This is a genomic window from Paracoccus aminovorans (genome assembly GCF_900005615.1).
GTDB lineage: Bacteria > Pseudomonadota > Alphaproteobacteria > Rhodobacterales > Rhodobacteraceae > Paracoccus > Paracoccus aminovorans.
The window spans coordinates 59,346-73,647 of record NZ_LN832559.1; the positions used below are offsets into that span (position 1 = coordinate 59,346).

General features: G+C 62.9%; 15 protein-coding genes. 11 read left to right on the forward strand and 4 right to left on the reverse strand.

Annotated elements, in window-relative coordinates:
• The first annotated feature begins 76 nt into the window (after positions 1-76).
• From JCM7685_RS00285 to JCM7685_RS00310, 6 genes are all read left to right on the forward strand, one after another.
• Complete coding sequence (locus JCM7685_RS00285; protein ID WP_074970442.1) at positions 77-688, forward strand: PepSY domain-containing protein; 612 nt, start codon at positions 77-79, stop codon at positions 686-688.
• A gap of 68 nt (positions 689-756) precedes the next feature.
• Positions 757-1,428 (forward strand): winged helix-turn-helix domain-containing protein, encoded by a 672-nt coding sequence (locus JCM7685_RS00290; RefSeq protein WP_074970440.1) that lies wholly within the window; start codon positions 757-759, stop codon positions 1,426-1,428.
• A complete protein-coding gene (locus tag JCM7685_RS00295; RefSeq protein WP_074970428.1) occupies positions 1,425-2,756 on the forward strand; it encodes a sensor histidine kinase in 1,332 nt (443 codons plus the stop codon). The genes JCM7685_RS00290 and JCM7685_RS00295 overlap by 4 nt, the downstream gene beginning before the upstream one ends.
• A gap of 96 nt (positions 2,757-2,852) precedes the next feature.
• Positions 2,853-3,431, forward strand: a complete 579-nt coding sequence (locus tag JCM7685_RS00300; RefSeq protein ID WP_074970426.1) for a cytochrome b/b6 domain-containing protein — start codon at positions 2,853-2,855, stop codon at positions 3,429-3,431.
• 123 nt (positions 3,432-3,554) lie between these two features.
• Positions 3,555-6,170, forward strand: coding sequence for a bifunctional lysylphosphatidylglycerol flippase/synthetase MprF (mprF, locus tag JCM7685_RS00305; RefSeq protein WP_074970424.1), 2,616 nt, complete (start codon positions 3,555-3,557; stop codon positions 6,168-6,170).
• Between the two features lie 154 nt (positions 6,171-6,324).
• Positions 6,325-7,587: a tyrosine-type recombinase/integrase gene (locus JCM7685_RS00310; protein ID WP_074970422.1), complete on the forward strand. Its 1,263-nt coding sequence runs from the start codon at positions 6,325-6,327 to the stop codon at positions 7,585-7,587.
• A 63-nt stretch (positions 7,588-7,650) separates the two neighbouring features.
• Here the strand turns inward: JCM7685_RS00310 and JCM7685_RS00315 are convergent, their stop codons facing one another.
• On the reverse strand, positions 7,651-8,247 hold the full coding sequence (locus tag JCM7685_RS00315; protein WP_074970420.1) for a hypothetical protein: 597 nt from the start codon (positions 8,245-8,247) through the stop codon (positions 7,651-7,653).
• Between the two features lie 494 nt (positions 8,248-8,741).
• Between JCM7685_RS00315 and JCM7685_RS00320 the strand changes: the two genes are divergently transcribed.
• From JCM7685_RS00320 to JCM7685_RS00340, 5 genes are read left to right on the forward strand one after another with little or no spacing between them, the layout of a single operon-like run.
• Positions 8,742-9,011: a helix-turn-helix transcriptional regulator gene (locus JCM7685_RS00320; protein WP_074970418.1), complete on the forward strand. Its 270-nt coding sequence runs from the start codon at positions 8,742-8,744 to the stop codon at positions 9,009-9,011.
• Positions 9,012-9,016: 5 nt separating this feature from the next.
• A complete protein-coding gene (locus JCM7685_RS00325) occupies positions 9,017-9,271 on the forward strand; it encodes a hypothetical protein (protein ID WP_074970415.1) in 255 nt (84 codons plus the stop codon).
• Positions 9,268-9,666 carry a VRR-NUC domain-containing protein gene (locus JCM7685_RS00330; protein ID WP_074970413.1) on the forward strand — a complete coding sequence of 133 codons (399 nt, stop codon included), beginning with the start codon at positions 9,268-9,270 and terminating at the stop codon, positions 9,664-9,666. Before JCM7685_RS00325 ends, JCM7685_RS00330 begins: the two co-directional genes overlap by 4 nt.
• Entirely contained in the window at positions 9,663-10,628 is a 966-nt protein-coding gene (locus JCM7685_RS00335) for a helix-turn-helix domain-containing protein (protein WP_074970411.1), read from the forward strand. The genes JCM7685_RS00330 and JCM7685_RS00335 overlap by 4 nt, the downstream gene beginning before the upstream one ends.
• The gene (locus JCM7685_RS00340) at positions 10,625-11,302 is read left to right on the forward strand and encodes a hypothetical protein (RefSeq protein ID WP_074970408.1); all 678 of its coding nucleotides are present in this window, start codon (positions 10,625-10,627) and stop codon (positions 11,300-11,302) included. The genes JCM7685_RS00335 and JCM7685_RS00340 overlap by 4 nt, the downstream gene beginning before the upstream one ends.
• Positions 11,303-11,315: 13 nt before the next feature.
• On the opposite strand, the gene JCM7685_RS00345 is transcribed toward JCM7685_RS00340, so the two are convergent.
• Genes JCM7685_RS00345 through JCM7685_RS00355 form a run of 3 tightly spaced genes read right to left on the reverse strand, consistent with a single transcriptional unit; the run spans position 11,316 to position 14,238 of the window.
• Entirely contained in the window at positions 11,316-11,705 is a 390-nt protein-coding gene (locus JCM7685_RS00345; protein ID WP_074970406.1) for a GtrA family protein, read from the reverse strand.
• Complete coding sequence (locus tag JCM7685_RS00350; protein ID WP_197701061.1) at positions 11,699-12,703, reverse strand: glycosyltransferase family 2 protein; 1,005 nt, start codon at positions 12,701-12,703, stop codon at positions 11,699-11,701. Before JCM7685_RS00350 ends, JCM7685_RS00345 begins: the two co-directional genes overlap by 7 nt.
• An 8-nt stretch (positions 12,704-12,711) precedes the next feature.
• A complete protein-coding gene (locus JCM7685_RS00355; RefSeq protein WP_231964664.1) occupies positions 12,712-14,238 on the reverse strand; it encodes an ArnT family glycosyltransferase in 1,527 nt (508 codons plus the stop codon).
• Positions 14,239-14,302 lie beyond the last annotated feature (64 nt).

Here is a 14,302-nt window from a genome sequence, read left to right on the forward strand (position 1 = left end):
CGGTCATCCGGCACCCCCAGATTGAGGTCATCGAAAGGCAATCACGCCCAACGACGAACCGAAAGGAATGACGACAATGAAACGCAAACTGGTTACCCTTCTGACCGCTGGTGCGGTTTCCGCCGCGGCTCTGGCTGGTGGTGCTGCCTTTGCCAGCAACAATGGCAATGATCAGGCAGAGGTTCAGGCCTTCCTGGGCGCATCGCAGAATATCACCGCCGCGATCGCTGCTGCCGAGACCGCCAGCGGTGGCACGGCCGTCGCCGCCGAGTTCGACGAGAAAAATGGCACGGGCTATTTCGAGGTCGATACCATCGCGAACGGCAAGCAGGTTTCGGTGGAGATCGACGCCAGCTCCGGTCAGGTGATCAAGACCGAGGATGAAGGCGACGTCGCCAATGCCGACGACGATGACATCGTGGACCCGGCGCAACTGGGCGCGCCGCTGGCCGAACTGATCGCCAAAGCCGAACAGAATGGTTCGGGCAAGGTGATGTCGATCAGCGCCGAGCATGAAAACGGCCAAGCCGGAACGATCGAGGTGGAACTTGCCAATGCCGATGGCACCACGCAAGAATTCGCCATGGCGGCTGACGGGACCATGACTCAGGTTGCCGACGACAATGGTCAGGATGACGAGGGCGACGAAAGCGGCGAAGGTGCCGAAAATGGCGAAGTCGCCGACTGATCCGACCCGATAACGCGCAATTTGCCGGCCCCTTTCCGGGGCCGGCCTAGTAACGAAATGAGGGGCAGATGCGCATTCTGGTGATCGAGGATGACCGAACGACCGGCGATTACATCGCCAACGGATTGCGCCAAGAGGGCCATGTCGTCGATCTGTCCCGCAATGGCCGCGAGGGGTTGCTGACCGCTCAGACCAGTGATTTCGATGTGCTGGTCGTCGACCGGATGCTGCCCGATCTGGACGGTTTGTCGCTGGTCCGCACCCTGCGCGCCGCGAAGAACCTGACACCCGCCCTGTTTCTGACGGCGCTTGGCGGCGTCGATGATCGGATCGAAGGCCTGAACGCGGGTGGGGACGATTATCTGGTAAAGCCTTTTGCCTTTGGTGAACTGTCCGCGCGACTCGCAGCGCTGGCCCGCCGCCCGCAGATGCGTGACGACGAATCCACACTGTCCGCAGGCGACCTTCAGATGGACCTGATCAGGCGCAAGGTCACGCGAGGCGGGATTGAGATCGACCTGCTGCCGCGAGAATTTTCGTTGCTGGAATGCCTGCTGCGCCGAAAGGGCCGCGTCCAGACCCGCACCATGCTGCTGGAAGCCGTGTGGGAACTTAGCTTCGATCCGCAAACGAATGTGGTCGAAAGCCATATCTCGCGCCTGCGCGGCAAGGTCGACAAGCCATTCGAGACCGAATTGATCAAGACCGTGCGTGGCGCAGGCTACAGGATCGAAGCATGAGGGCCGAATGGCAAGATACCCTGCGCTCGACACCGATGCGTCTGACGCTGAGGCTGGTAGCGCTGTTTCTGATGACCAGCCTGCTGACCTTTGCAGCGACCTGGTGGCTGGCCAACAAGACCCTGCTGGACGCCGCCGATAATACGCTGGATGTCGAGTTGGACGAGCTTTCCGCCTCTGGGAATGCTGCTGGCATCACTGCGGCCGTCGAGGCACTTTCAGCCAGGACCGATCCCGAAGATATGATCCTACACTTCGAAGGCGCGACTGGTGCGACCGGCAATTATCGCGAAGTCCTGCCCGGAAGCGGCCTGCGCGAATTTGACCCACGCGACGGCGGGGATCGCCTCAGCGACCGCTATATTGTCAAAAGCCGCAACGTCCCGGGCGGGGTGCTGACGGTCGGTCAATCGGCTGATGCGTTCGATGAATTGCGCGAGGTCTTCGGGCAGGTTCTATCTTTTACCTTACTGCCTACTGTCCTTCTTGTGCTGGCAGCAGGGATGATCAGCGCCCGCCGCTCGGCACGCAGGCTTGCAGCAATCGAAGGAACGCTGGACCGTCTTCGCGGCGGCAATCTGTCGGCACGCCTGCCTGACATGCCCGGGCCCGCCGATGACTTGTCGCGCGTCGGCACCGGCATCGATCGGCTGGCCGAGGCGCAGCAGGCCTCCACCGAGGCCCTACGTCAGGTATCAGCGGATATCGCGCATGATCTGAAGACGCCGATCCAGCGCCTGTCAGTGCAACTGGCCGAGGTTCGCGACGAGTTGCCAGACGGCGCCTCGACCATTGGACTTGACCGCGCAGAGGCTGAAGTGGCCGGAATCGTCTCGACCTTCCAATCACTGCTCAGCATCGCACAGATTGAAGGCGGCAGCCCGCGTGCGCGCTTCGCGACGGTCGACCTCTCGGCTCTGGCCGCGACCATGGCCGAGGTCTATGAGCCCGCCGCCGAGGAAAGCGGGCACAACCTGCGGATCGACATCGGCAGCAAAGCGAACGTCATGGGCGACCGAGCGTTGCTGGGGCAGATCATTGCAAACCTGATCGAGAACGCACTGCGCCACACACCGCCCGGCAGCGATGTGGCACTGAGCGTCGACGGATCACGCCTGACGGTCGGGGATAACGGTCCCGGTATCCCCGCTGAAGAGCGCGAAATGGTATTGCGCCGTCTATACCGCCTCGACCGCAGCCGCAGCACACCCGGCAGCGGACTTGGTCTCAGCCTGGTAGATGCCGTCGTCAAACTGCATGGCGGAACACTGGAATTGCAGGACAACGCGCCCGGCCTACGGATCGTGGTCCGTCTGCCTGCGGCCTGAACATTACCAAACTGTAATCTTACCAACAGGTTGTCGTTATCCTGGCCCGGCTAGAATCTCGGAAATCGATTAGCACCCTTTCGGAAAGCCACCACCATGGACATCACACGCGCGACCCGCCACAACCGCGTGACCCGCCTGCTGCATATTGGGGTGGCGCTATCCGTCATCTGGCAACTTCTGGTCAGCCTGGGCATGGAGGCACCGCGCCCCGGCCAATCCGGAAACGCCCTGTTCGAGACGCATGAATATGTCGGCCTGACCGCGTTCATGTTCATCACCGCCTTCTGGCTGAACCTGACCCTGCGCCGTCTGGGAACCGATCCGGGCGGGCTCATGCCATGGTTCTCGGCCCACCGCCGCGCCGCCCTGATGGCCGATACCCGCCGGCACCTGACCGCGCTGCGCCATGGGCGTTTTCCCGCATATGAGGAAGCCTCGCCTCTGGCCTCGGCCGTCCATGGGCTTGGCCTGCTGCTTGTTACGCTGATGGCCGGGACAGGCGTGATCTGGTGGCTTGGTCCCACAGGCGCCCTTGCCGGTCCGGCTATCGGGATTCACAAGCTGTTTGCCAATCTGGTCTGGGCCTATCTGATCGCTCATGCGGGGCTTGCTGTCGTTCACCATTTTAGGCGAGATGCGCCACTGGCCGAAATATGGTCGCTGCGCAAATAGCGCCGGGGTCGAATTCAAGACAGGACGGCCGCCGCACTTGCTGCTGCGGCCGTTGCCTTGGAAAAGGGCAAGGCAGGATGTCCGGATTTCATGGACATAGCCTCTGATAAGCAAGGGACAGGAATGAATCTTTCCGACACGACCCAAATGGCTTCGGCTGGCGGCGGCACCTTAGCCCGATTGCGGGCCTACGCGCCCTATCTGCTGGCCGTGCTGTTGTTCGGGCTGGGCACCTATGCGCTTTACCGCCTGCTAGCGCCGGTTGATATTAACGCGGTCGCGGCTCAGATCCGGTCAACGCCAAGGCACCTTGTCGCGCTTGCCCTTGGTTCCACATTTGCGGGCTATCTGTGTCTTGCGGCCTATGACTGGTCGGCGCTAAGCCATATCGGCAAGCCACTGCCGCTGCCGGTGACGATCAGTGGCGGGTTTCTGGCCTATGCCTTTGGCAATACCATCGGGTTGACGGCCGTATCCGGCGGTGCCGTACGGTGGCGGCTATATTCCGGTCTTGGTCTCGATGGCTATGACATCGCCGCCGTATCCACCTTCACGGCAGTGGCATTCGGGGTTGCTGCCACGCTGGTCGGGCTGGGCGCGCTTGCCGTGCATCCGATGGCGCTGGCCTCGGTGCTGCCATTTCAAACCTCCAGCGTCAGGCTCCTGGCCATCACTGCCATTCTGGTCATTCTGGGGCCACTGGTCTGGGCTTCTGTCACCCGGCGGCGGCTTAAGGTCGGCCGTTTCGAATTGCAGGCACCATCGCCCGGTTTGCTGGCGACCCAGCTTCTGATCAGCCTTGGCGATATCACCTTTTCCGCGCTGACGCTTTATTTGCTGCTGCCAGCGGGTGGGCCCGGCTTTCTGACCTTCGTGGCGATCTTCGCTGCCGCGACGATGGCCGGCGTCGTCAGCCATGTGCCGGGCGGGGTCGGCGTGTTCGAAACCATCGTCATCGCGGCGCTGCCCGCCTCGGTCGGTGTCGACAAGATCGCCGCCGCCCTGCTTTTGTATCGGCTGATCTATTTTCTTGTGCCCTTCGCACTTGCGCTGGTCCTGATGGCGGCATTCGAAAGCTGGCGCGCGCTTGGCGGCACGACGCGCAACAGCGGCATGTCTCGCCTCTTTGCCGCAACCGAACCGGCGTTCCGTGCCATCGAGCCCACCGCGCCGATCCTGCTTGCCATTATGGTTTTCGGCTCGGGGATGTGGATGTCGCTGTCGGCTTTGCTACCCCCGGTCAGCCAGACGACCGAGGCCGCAGAAGCCCTGTTTCCGCTGGCCTTCGTCGAAGGCTCGACCCTGCTGACCAGTGCGCTTGGGGCGCTGCTGATCGTTCTGTCGCTTGGGCTGGCGCGCCGCAGCCTTGGCGCCTTCTGGTTGACCATCGGCGCGATGCTGGCCGGTGCCATTGTCGCGCTCCTCCAGCGCACCGAGATGGAACAGGCGGTCACGCTGATCGTCGCGGTTCTGATCCTGCTGCCATTCCGCAGGGCCTTTCATCGCCGCTCGGTCTTGACGCATGGGGCGATGACGCCAGGCTGGGCTGCCCTGTTGCTGGCGGCGATTCTCAGCGTCAGCTTCGTGCTGTTCTACGCGCATAAAAGCATCCCCTACGCGCATGAATTGTGGTGGCAGTTCGCGATTGATGCGAACGCGCCGCGCGCCTTGCGCTCGGGCCTGCTGATCAGCCTGTTCATCGGCGCGGGATCGCTGCTGTTCCTGCTGCGCGCCCCGCGCTTTCAGCCGCAGCCACCCGATACCGGGACATTGGAGGCCGCGCGAAGGATTGCGATGGCCAGCGACCAGCCCGATGCGGGGTTCGCGCTGACCGGCGACAAGGCGATCATGCTGTCCGATGGCGGCGACGCGCTGGTGATGTTCGGCGTCTCGGGCGGGTCATGGCTGGCCTATGGCGGCCCCGTGGGCGAGCCGGTGGGCGCTCAAGAGGTCGGCTTTAGATTCGTGGATGCCGCGCGCCGTGCCGGTGCCCGCCCGGTCTTTTATGAGATCGGCCCTGAATCAGTGCCGCTGATGCTGGAACTGGGCATGGTCATGCACAAGATGGGCGAGGAGGCGGTGGTCGATCTGAGCCGTTTCACGCTGGATGGCGCGGCCCGAAAGAAACTGCGCGCTGCCCATGCCCGCGCGGGGCGCGACGGGCTGTCGCTTGAGATCGTGTCGCCGCCCCATGACGACGGACTGTTGTCGCAATTGCGGCAGACCTCGGATGAATGGCTTACGGCGAAAAATGCCCGCGAGAAGGGTTTTTCGGTGGGCCGTTTCGAAGATGAATGGCTGAACCGCTGGCCTATCGCGGTCGTGCGGCAGGGCGACAGGGTAGTGGCCTTCGCAAACCTCATGACAACGGATTCCCGCAGGACCTGCAGCATCGACCTGATGCGGCATTCCGACGCCGCGCCGGGCGGCACGATGGAGTTCCTGTTCACCGAACTGATGCTGCAATTGAAGGCACAGGGGTTTGCGCGCTTCTCGCTTGGCATGGCCCCGCTCTCAGGTCTTGAGCCAGATCGCAGCGGCCGGCTGTGGGACCGGTTCGGCAACATGATCTATCGGCATGGCGGCAGTTTCTACAATTTCGAAGGGCTGCGGGCCTTCAAGGCCAAATTCGACCCGGACTGGCTGCCTCATTATCTTGCAACACCGTCTGGCCTGCCACCGCTGAAACCACTTGCGGACGCGGCGATGCTTATTTCGCGCGACCGTCCGCAAAGGTAATCTGAGTTATCGCTCTCGTGCAATTGCTCGATCCGGCAACCCCCGCACGAGGTTCTGCCACCTTCCGCCTCCCTGCCGGTCTGACCGGCGATGTATGACTTGCCATGCGCGCGAGGCTGAGCCTCATGTGGGATGCAAGAAGGAGGCGCTGGGCATGGTGAAACGATTGAGGTTGAACGAGAAATCGGTGCGGGAGGCGGCGCCGGAACCGGGACGGGACTACCAGATTTTTGATAGTGAGGTGCGGGGTTTCGCCATCTGCATCTACCGTTCCGGCAACCGGGCCTTCACGCTGGATTACCGCCATGCCGGGCGGCAGCGGCGAATGACTCTGGGTCGGTGGCCGGAATGGTCGACTGCGGCGGCGCGGGAGCGGGCGAAGGAGTTGCGCCGCGACATCGATGCCGGGGGAGATCCTCTGGGCGCCAAGGAAGACGGGCGGGATTCGCCCCGGTTCAAGGATCTGGTCGAACGCTATGCCGAGGTGCATCTGCCGAACCTCGCCAAGACCAATGCCTCGGATCAGCGCTCCATGCTGACCAAGCTGGTCGCGCCGGACTGGAACAACCGGCTGGTGACCGAGATCACGCCCTACGACGTCGAGAAGCTGCTGAATCGCATCGCCGAAGGCCGGGCACGTCCGCACAAGGCCAAGCCCAACAACCGGGCCCGCAAGCTGCAGGGATCGAAACCGACGCCGGTGCGTGCCAACCGCGTCGGCGAGGTGCTGCGCAAAATGTTCACCTATGCGCAAAGCTGGGGTTGGCGCGATGACAATCCGGCCTCGGGCTTTCGCCGCCGGATCGAGAACCCGCGTGAACGGTTCCTGTCGCAGGAGGAGATCCGGAAACTGGCGGCGGCGCTGGACGCGGCCGAGGATCGGCGCGCTGCCGATATCATCCGGCTCTGCATGCTGACCGGCGCGCGGGTCGGCGAGGTCCGGCAGGCCCGGTTCGAGCATTTCAATCTCGAACACCTGAGCTGGTCGAAGCCCGCCAGCATGACCAAGCAGCGGAAAATCCACCGGCTGCCGATTTCGGACGAGGCAGCTGCCATTGTTCGCCAAAGGCAACTGCTGGTGCCGCGCGGCTGCGCGTTCCTGTTCCCGGGCGATGTACCCGGCCGGCCGGTGAAGGAAATCAGGCGCTTCTGGCACCAGATCCAGAAGCAGGTCGGGATCGAGGATATCCGGATCCACGACCTGCGCCACACCTTTGCCTCGCTGCTGGTCAGCGGCGGCGCGTCGCTGGAGATGATCGGCAAGCTTCTGGGTCACAGCCAGACCCAGACCACGGCGCGCTATGCGCATCTGATGGATTCGCCGCTGCGCGCTGGGGTCGATGCCGTGGCCAGCGCCTTCCGGCCGAAGCCGGTGCTGGTCCCTGATGCCGAGGAACAGGCGCGCAAGAGCGCCTGATCGTTGCTGCGACTGCGCTGGGCGCTGGGCGGCGTGATAAATGGATCACAATCACACGCCGCCCTACGCATCTTCCTGCAGCGATTTCCAGATTGGCCCGAGTCTGCGCCGGATCGTGCTTTCATCTGGCACCTCGCCATTTCGGGATCTTTCGGCGAACCACGCCTGTGCATCCGCGATCCATTCGGCCTGCGTCGCCGGAAGACCGTGGAAATGAACGCGCCTGATCAGGGCGATATAGAGCCCCTCCCAGTCGTATCGTGATGGCGCACCACCGGGATCGGTCCAGCGGTTCGCCATGCCATTCAGCAGTTCGAACTGATAGACTTCATCGGCCAGAACCATCAGATCTGCCAGTTCGATTTCGATATGGTCAGAGGGATCGGCGATCATGGTCCAGCCCTGCTGTCCCTGCATGCGGATGCGCCGGACGCTACGCTTCGCCTGCCAGCTTTCCCAGCGCCGGAACATGCTCAGAATATCGGCGACCGGCACGACGACCAGCCCTGCTAGCACCTCGCCGCCCTGCTCGATCGGCTCGATGGCGGTGACGATGTCGAGCTTGCCGGCAATCGCCCATCCCGCCAGATCGTAAGGGCTGCAATCCCACCGGATCGTCACCTCCTGAACCGTGAAAAACGTGCGTTGCGGCAATGTCATGATGTCTGTTCTCCCTGCTTTCGACGCCCGGCAGTCCGTCATCCGGACCACAGGCCCCTGCCTTCATTGACCTCCTGCCCGGACACAGCTCCGCCATTCGCGGAGTCGCGAGGAACTCCGCGTTGATCGACCGCATCGGGCGTGATTGGGCGGATTTCTTCACCACCGGGGCGCGATTTGGCAAGAGCATTTGGCTGCGGAAAACGGCATCTTTGTTCTTGACATGTTCCAGGGCCAGCGAGCGCTGGGACTGTTAGCGGCAACCGGCAGAACCGGTTCTGCCGGTTGTGGTTTCGACGGCTTTCGACGGCATTTTTACCCGGCGCCGAATCACTCACATTCGTCGCTAACCGCCTCAAACCCAGCAAAACATGGGGTGGCATAACCTCCGGCGAGGTTACGCCACCTTCCGCCTCCCTGCCGGGCCTTTCGATGTGATTGTTCTTCTCCCCGTCAGCCGCCCGACCCGGGCGATGCAAGATGGAGGCAAGAGCATGACACAACCCATGAGTGCGGAACCGGAAATCGAACCGCGCCTGCTGCGCGGCTGGATCAGCCGTTACGATCTGGCTCAGGAACTCGGCCTGACGGTCGATACGCTGGGGCGCTGGGAGCGACGGCGGAAAGGTCCAGCCTGCGTCCGTGCCGGTCGCAAGATCTTTTACCGGATGAGCGTGGTGCAGGACTGGCTGCAGTCGCAGGAAATGCCGCGTGTCGCCGACAGCAAGGCTGACAACGCCAGCAAAGCGCGGGGGCGGAAATGAACGCCATGTCCCCGATCTCCGAAACCGAACGCGGCGATGTCACCGACACCTCCCGCCCGGCGGACTGGCCCGCCCAGCGCCTAACGGAGGCGCGCGGCATTGTCGCCGATTTCGTCCATCACCCGGACAGCCTGATCATCCTCGCCTGCCGCGCCATCGCCACGCTCAGCCCCGAGGAACAGGAACGCCGCGAGGCCTTGGCGTTGGCCGGGTTGCTGATTTGCCTATCGAACCGCAAGCCGAAAGGCGGTGCCGCATGACCCGTCGCACGCCCGAGGCCGATATCCAGCGCGCCATCATCCACACGCTTCGCGTCGTTCTGCCCCGCGATGCCATCATTCATCATTCCGCCAATGAGGTCGGATCAGGTGGCAAGGCCGCACGCCAGCGCCAGGCGATCCTGACTGGCATGGGCGTGTTTCCGGGCTTCGCCGATTTGATCGTCCTGACGGGCGGCCAGGTGCTGTTTCTGGAAGTGAAGAGCCCCTCTGGCAGGCTCAGCCCGGCGCAGAAAGCGTTCCGCGACATGGTGAAGGCGCAGGGCTTCGGCTGGGCGCTGGTGCGTTCTGTCGAAGACGCGCTGGGCGCGCTGGCCGATCACGGCATCACCACCCGGGTGCAGGCAATGAATCCGCGCCGGAGGGCCTGCGCATGAGCCATTGCGCGACCAACTGGGCCATTCTGCAGCGCGGATTGAAGCCCGCCACCAAGATCGTGCTCTGGCATCTCTGCGATCGCCACAACCCCGATTTCGGTTGCTTCCCGACCCAGGCGCGGTTGGCTGCCGATTGCGAGATGTCGGTGTCATCGTTGAATGACCATCTCCGGGCGCTGGAAGAGGCGCGGCTGATCCACCGAGTCCGCTGCCACGATCCGCAGACACATCGGCGCCAGGCAACCCGCTACATTCTCGGCTTCGAGAACCGGTTCCCCGATCCGTCGGACGATGGCGACAGCGGCGATTCCGAGCCCGACGATTGTGAGATCGGTGGCGATCCATGTCCAGATTCCGGAGATGGAGCCATCTCCGAAAAAACGCCAAAGCCGTCTCCGAATTTGGCCGGTTTCCATCTCCGAAATTCGGAGACTAACCCTGTAAGAGAACCTTTAAGGGAACCAGTAAAGGAGGAGGAGGGCGCGCGAGCGCGCGATGATCGATTTGAAGAATTTTTCGGCCAGCTGCTCGATGCGCTGGGTCTGGACACCGATGCCAGCCTTCCCGGCTGGTGGCAGGGCTGGCCACCCCGCGAACATATCCGACGCTGGATCACCGATCTCGGCCTGACCGAGGATCGGATCATCGCCGTGGCCCGCGACAGCCGCGAGCGGCATCCTGCGCCGCCGGATGGACCGAGGGCCTTGGACAGGGCGATGGAACGGGCGGCGAGGTCCGCCGAGGCCACGAAGCCTGCAGAGGGTGACAAGCGCCGCAGGCGCAGCGGTAAGTCCTCTGATGCGCCGCGCGCCAGCATGGACGAGATCGCCGGGTTCTACGCCGGGCTGGTGAACGGGGATGGATACCTGCCCTCCAACGCCATCTCGAATACCGTGCGCAATGCCATGCTGGAGCGTGGCCTGGTGACGGCGGAACGGCTCAGGGCGCGGGGCGTAGCATGAGCATCCATTCCCGCTTCCCGAACCGTAGTGCCACAGGCACCCACGGCAAACGTGCGCTGGGTGTCCAGCAGGTGCTGGAATGGGCCTTTCGCACCGAGAAGGCCCGACTGGAACTGCCCGAGCCGCCCGACCCCGAACGCGGCGACGGTCTGGGCTTCGGCCTCGAATATGTCCTGATGCAGCGCGCCGCGCTGGGCTGCCGGATCGATGGAGGACGCTACAAGCCTGACAGTTCGACCCACGAGGATGCCGAAGTCATCGCCGCCTGTGTCGCAAACTTGCCGACGTCGCTGGGCGGGTTGCGCATGGCAATCCGCATCGCCGAACTGGCACGAGCGGGGATGACGCCAGACTGGATGCCCGGCGCGGTCCCGCGCTGCGTGCCGGTCGAGACGAAGCGCAACCAGCATGGCGACCGCTCGATCACCATCCCGGTCGGCACGGCGCGCGTGCTGTCACGCGGCAAATGGCGGACGGTCGAACTGCGCGCCTGTCCGGTCACCTTCTCGCCGCATCCGGAGCAGATCGCCGCCGCGCGGCGCCACTACGCGCAGTGGTGGCTGGGCCTGCGCTGGGTGCGGGAGGGGCTGATCGCGGGCGGCATGCTGCGCAGTATCGAAGTAACGGATACCCTGCCAAAACGAGAGCCATGGCGAGCCAGCACCCGTGTGTGATGACCCTGAACCATCACCGCATTGGCGAAGGATCAGGTTTGAAGGCCCAATATCGCGACAGGAAAAATGTGAGCACCGCAGCTATCAGCGTCGAGACGAGCAGAGCCAGCTCCGCCGGAACCGCTGCAAACTTCAACAACAGCGCAAGGCTCGACTCGTTGGCAATGAACCCAAGGACTGCAACGATAACAAAGCGAGATAGCGAGTTTTGCACATCCACACCATGGCCGGCGAACGTGAACAGGTGATGCCCCCAGAAGCTGACCATGAAAGCGGTCGCGAAGGCTGCGGCATTGCCGATCAGCGGCGCAACCCCAAGCCGGATCAGCATGATCGCGATGGCCAGATGCACCAGCGTCGCCACCCCTCCGGTCAGGGCGAAACGCGCGGCGGCGCCTAGCATTCGGGCGATGCGGCGATGGTGACATCCTCGGCAATCAAATAGCCGGGGCGGCCCTTCACCTCGCTGAACACGCGCGCCAGATATTCGCCCAGCACACCGATGGACATCAACTGGATGCCGCTGAAAAAGAAAATTGCCACCGCCAGTGTCGACCAACCCGGCACGTCATGACCAAGAAACAGGGTGCGGCTGGCCAAGAATAGCCCGTATAGGATCGACAGGCTGGCCAGCACCATCCCGATCCCGGTCCACATGCGAAGAGGCCAGTCGGTAAAGGCGGTCAGTCCGGTCATGCCCAGTTTCAGCAGTCGCCGGAAGCCGAATTTGGTGCTGCCCCCGCCGCGCGGCTGCAACTCGACCGGGATCGCCAGCGAGCGAAAGCCGACCCAGGCATAAAGCCCCTTCATGAAGCGGTTGCTTTCGGGCAGGGCGCAAAGCGCATCGACGACCTTGCGATCCATCAGCCGGAAATCGCGTGCTCCGGCGGGCATCGGCACCTCACTGCCGATGTTCAGGAAGCGATAGAAGGCAGCCGTGCAGCGGCGCTTCAGCCAGCTCTCGTCGTTACGATGGGCGCGCACGGCATAGACGATCTCATAGCCCTCGCGGTATTTCTCGAGCATGGTGTCGACATAACGCAGGGGCTCCTGCAGGTCGGCGTCGAGGATCACAACCGCCTTGCCCGCCGCATGGCGCAGCCCGGCCATGATTGCCTGTTCCTTGCCGAAATTGCGCGACAGGCGTAGCAGGCGGACGGGTACGTCCCAATGGCCGGATTGGATCAGTTCCAGCGTGGCATCGGTGCTGCCGTCATCGACCACCAGAATTTCAGATTGCGGAACCAGCCTGCGCGCCTTGCGCGACACCCGGTTCAGTGTTTCCACGATAGTCTCCGCCTCGTTGAAGGCCGGAATGACGAAGGACAGATCCGGCACCGTCGGACCGAGGTGGAGTACCCGTGGCGTGGTATTTGCCGTTTCGCGGGTGATATCCTGCATGTGACCCATCATTTCACCTCGCCTGCGGCTGGGGTAACGAACAGGACATGCCGCCCATATTCACCCAGGTTTTCAAGTCCGAATGCTGCGGCCTCTGTCGCTTGATCGGGCGGCACCGAAAATGCAGCCGGTGCGCCGTCAATAGCCAGCCTTGCAAAGTCTTCGTTCTCAATGGCCCGCGCTTTGCCGCCCGAATAGAATTCAGCCGAGTAGTTGCGACCACCGAGGGTATAAAGTTGCGCGTCGGGCAATGCCGCGCTGGTGGCAGCGACCAGCGCTTTGTCGGATTTCAGCCGAATTTGCTGAGGTACAAAAATGGCGCCCGAGGTCAGCGCGAGGAAAAGCGCAAATATCGCCGATGTCGCGATAGCGAAACCGACCCGCGTCGCACGACCCGGCTGAGTCTCGAACACCTCTGCGAACAGCACGACCAGCAGAACGGCGGCGGCAGGCAGGCCCGGTAGAACATAGGCGGCAAGGATGTTGGATGCCGGTGTGAACAGCAAAAGCGGAGACACAGCCCAGAGCAGCAGATAGATCAGCCAGCCAGAGCGATCTTGTCGGACGGTCGTGAGGGTTTTGCCGGGACGGGTCAGCAACAAGGCCGGAACCAAGCTCCAAGGCAAAGCCGCCATCAGCCAGAACAGCCAGATCATTCCCTTTGCTTCCTGATGCCCGGACCCGTAAAGGTCGCCTTGCCAGCCGGGGGTCAGGAAGCGCTGAATGTGCTCTCCAATCAGGAAATAGTGCAGGAAACCGGGCGTGGCAATTTCGGCGGCGACATACCAAGGCACCACCAGCACCATCAGCATCGTTGTGCCCCGTGTCCACGGAAGCTGACGCAATAGGTGCCAGTTCCGCGTCAAGGTCAGCCAAAGCGTCAGCGGGATGGCACAAAGGACCACGGCCACCGGACCCTTGGCAAGCATTCCGATCGCCAGCCCCAAGAAAACGGCATAGCTCCAGCGGCTGCCTGCCCCGCTGACCGCATGCCAGAACCCGACCATGACCAGTGTCGTGCCAAGGACCATCGGCATGTCGGTCATCACAAAGGCGGATGCGCCAAAGAACATCGCCATCGTTGCCAGCACGACAGTCGCGACCAATGCAGTGTTACGCCCAACGTTATCGCGCACCCAGAGCCAGACGAGAAACAGCACAGCCAGCGCCGTCAGCAGAATTGGCAGGCGCGCGGCGGCTTCATTCACGCCAAACAACTGCATCCCGCCCGCCGACAGCCAGGTATGCAAAGGCGGCTTACCCCAAAAGGGCACGCCATAGTCGAATTGCGGCGTCAGCCAGTTTCCGGTCTCGACCATCTTGCGCGCGATTTCCGCATAGCGCGCTTCGGTCGTGTCGGTGAAAGGCACGGCAAACATCGCCCAAATGCGCAAAAGCCCGAATCCCGTCAGAACCGCGAGCAGGAACCGACGTGCGGTGTTGTCCAGCTGCATATCATGCAACGTCGGGCGCAGAATTTTCCGGGCGTGCGTCGCGGCAGGCCGCTGGGCCGAATAGGCCTCGGTTATTGTCATTATCTGGTCCTGCTTGATAGGCGAAGAGCTTGTATTCGCCGCCATTTACCAAGCGAGACCTGTC

Bases quoted from the DNA above. Each gene is read 5' to 3' on its own strand.
- JCM7685_RS00285 (WP_074970442.1), top strand. From the start codon at position 77: ATGAAACGCAAACTGGTTACCCTTCTGACCGCTGGTGCGGTTTCCGCC.
- JCM7685_RS00290 (WP_074970440.1), top strand. From the start codon at position 757: ATGCGCATTCTGGTGATCGAGGATGACCGAACGACCGGCGATTACATC.
- JCM7685_RS00295 (WP_074970428.1), top strand. From the start codon at position 1,425: ATGAGGGCCGAATGGCAAGATACCCTGCGCTCGACACCGATGCGTCTG.
- JCM7685_RS00300 (WP_074970426.1), top strand. From the start codon at position 2,853: ATGGACATCACACGCGCGACCCGCCACAACCGCGTGACCCGCCTGCTG.
- mprF (WP_074970424.1), top strand. From the start codon at position 3,555: ATGAATCTTTCCGACACGACCCAAATGGCTTCGGCTGGCGGCGGCACC.
- JCM7685_RS00310 (WP_074970422.1), top strand. From the start codon at position 6,325: ATGGTGAAACGATTGAGGTTGAACGAGAAATCGGTGCGGGAGGCGGCG.
- JCM7685_RS00315 (WP_074970420.1), bottom strand. From the start codon at position 8,247: ATGACATTGCCGCAACGCACGTTTTTCACGGTTCAGGAGGTGACGATC.
- JCM7685_RS00320 (WP_074970418.1), top strand. From the start codon at position 8,742: ATGACACAACCCATGAGTGCGGAACCGGAAATCGAACCGCGCCTGCTG.
- JCM7685_RS00325 (WP_074970415.1), top strand. From the start codon at position 9,017: ATGTCCCCGATCTCCGAAACCGAACGCGGCGATGTCACCGACACCTCC.
- JCM7685_RS00330 (WP_074970413.1), top strand. From the start codon at position 9,268: ATGACCCGTCGCACGCCCGAGGCCGATATCCAGCGCGCCATCATCCAC.
- JCM7685_RS00335 (WP_074970411.1), top strand. From the start codon at position 9,663: ATGAGCCATTGCGCGACCAACTGGGCCATTCTGCAGCGCGGATTGAAG.
- JCM7685_RS00340 (WP_074970408.1), top strand. From the start codon at position 10,625: ATGAGCATCCATTCCCGCTTCCCGAACCGTAGTGCCACAGGCACCCAC.
- JCM7685_RS00345 (WP_074970406.1), bottom strand. From the start codon at position 11,705: ATGCTAGGCGCCGCCGCGCGTTTCGCCCTGACCGGAGGGGTGGCGACG.
- JCM7685_RS00350 (WP_197701061.1), bottom strand. From the start codon at position 12,703: ATGCAGGATATCACCCGCGAAACGGCAAATACCACGCCACGGGTACTC.
- JCM7685_RS00355 (WP_231964664.1), bottom strand. From the start codon at position 14,238: ATGACAATAACCGAGGCCTATTCGGCCCAGCGGCCTGCCGCGACGCAC.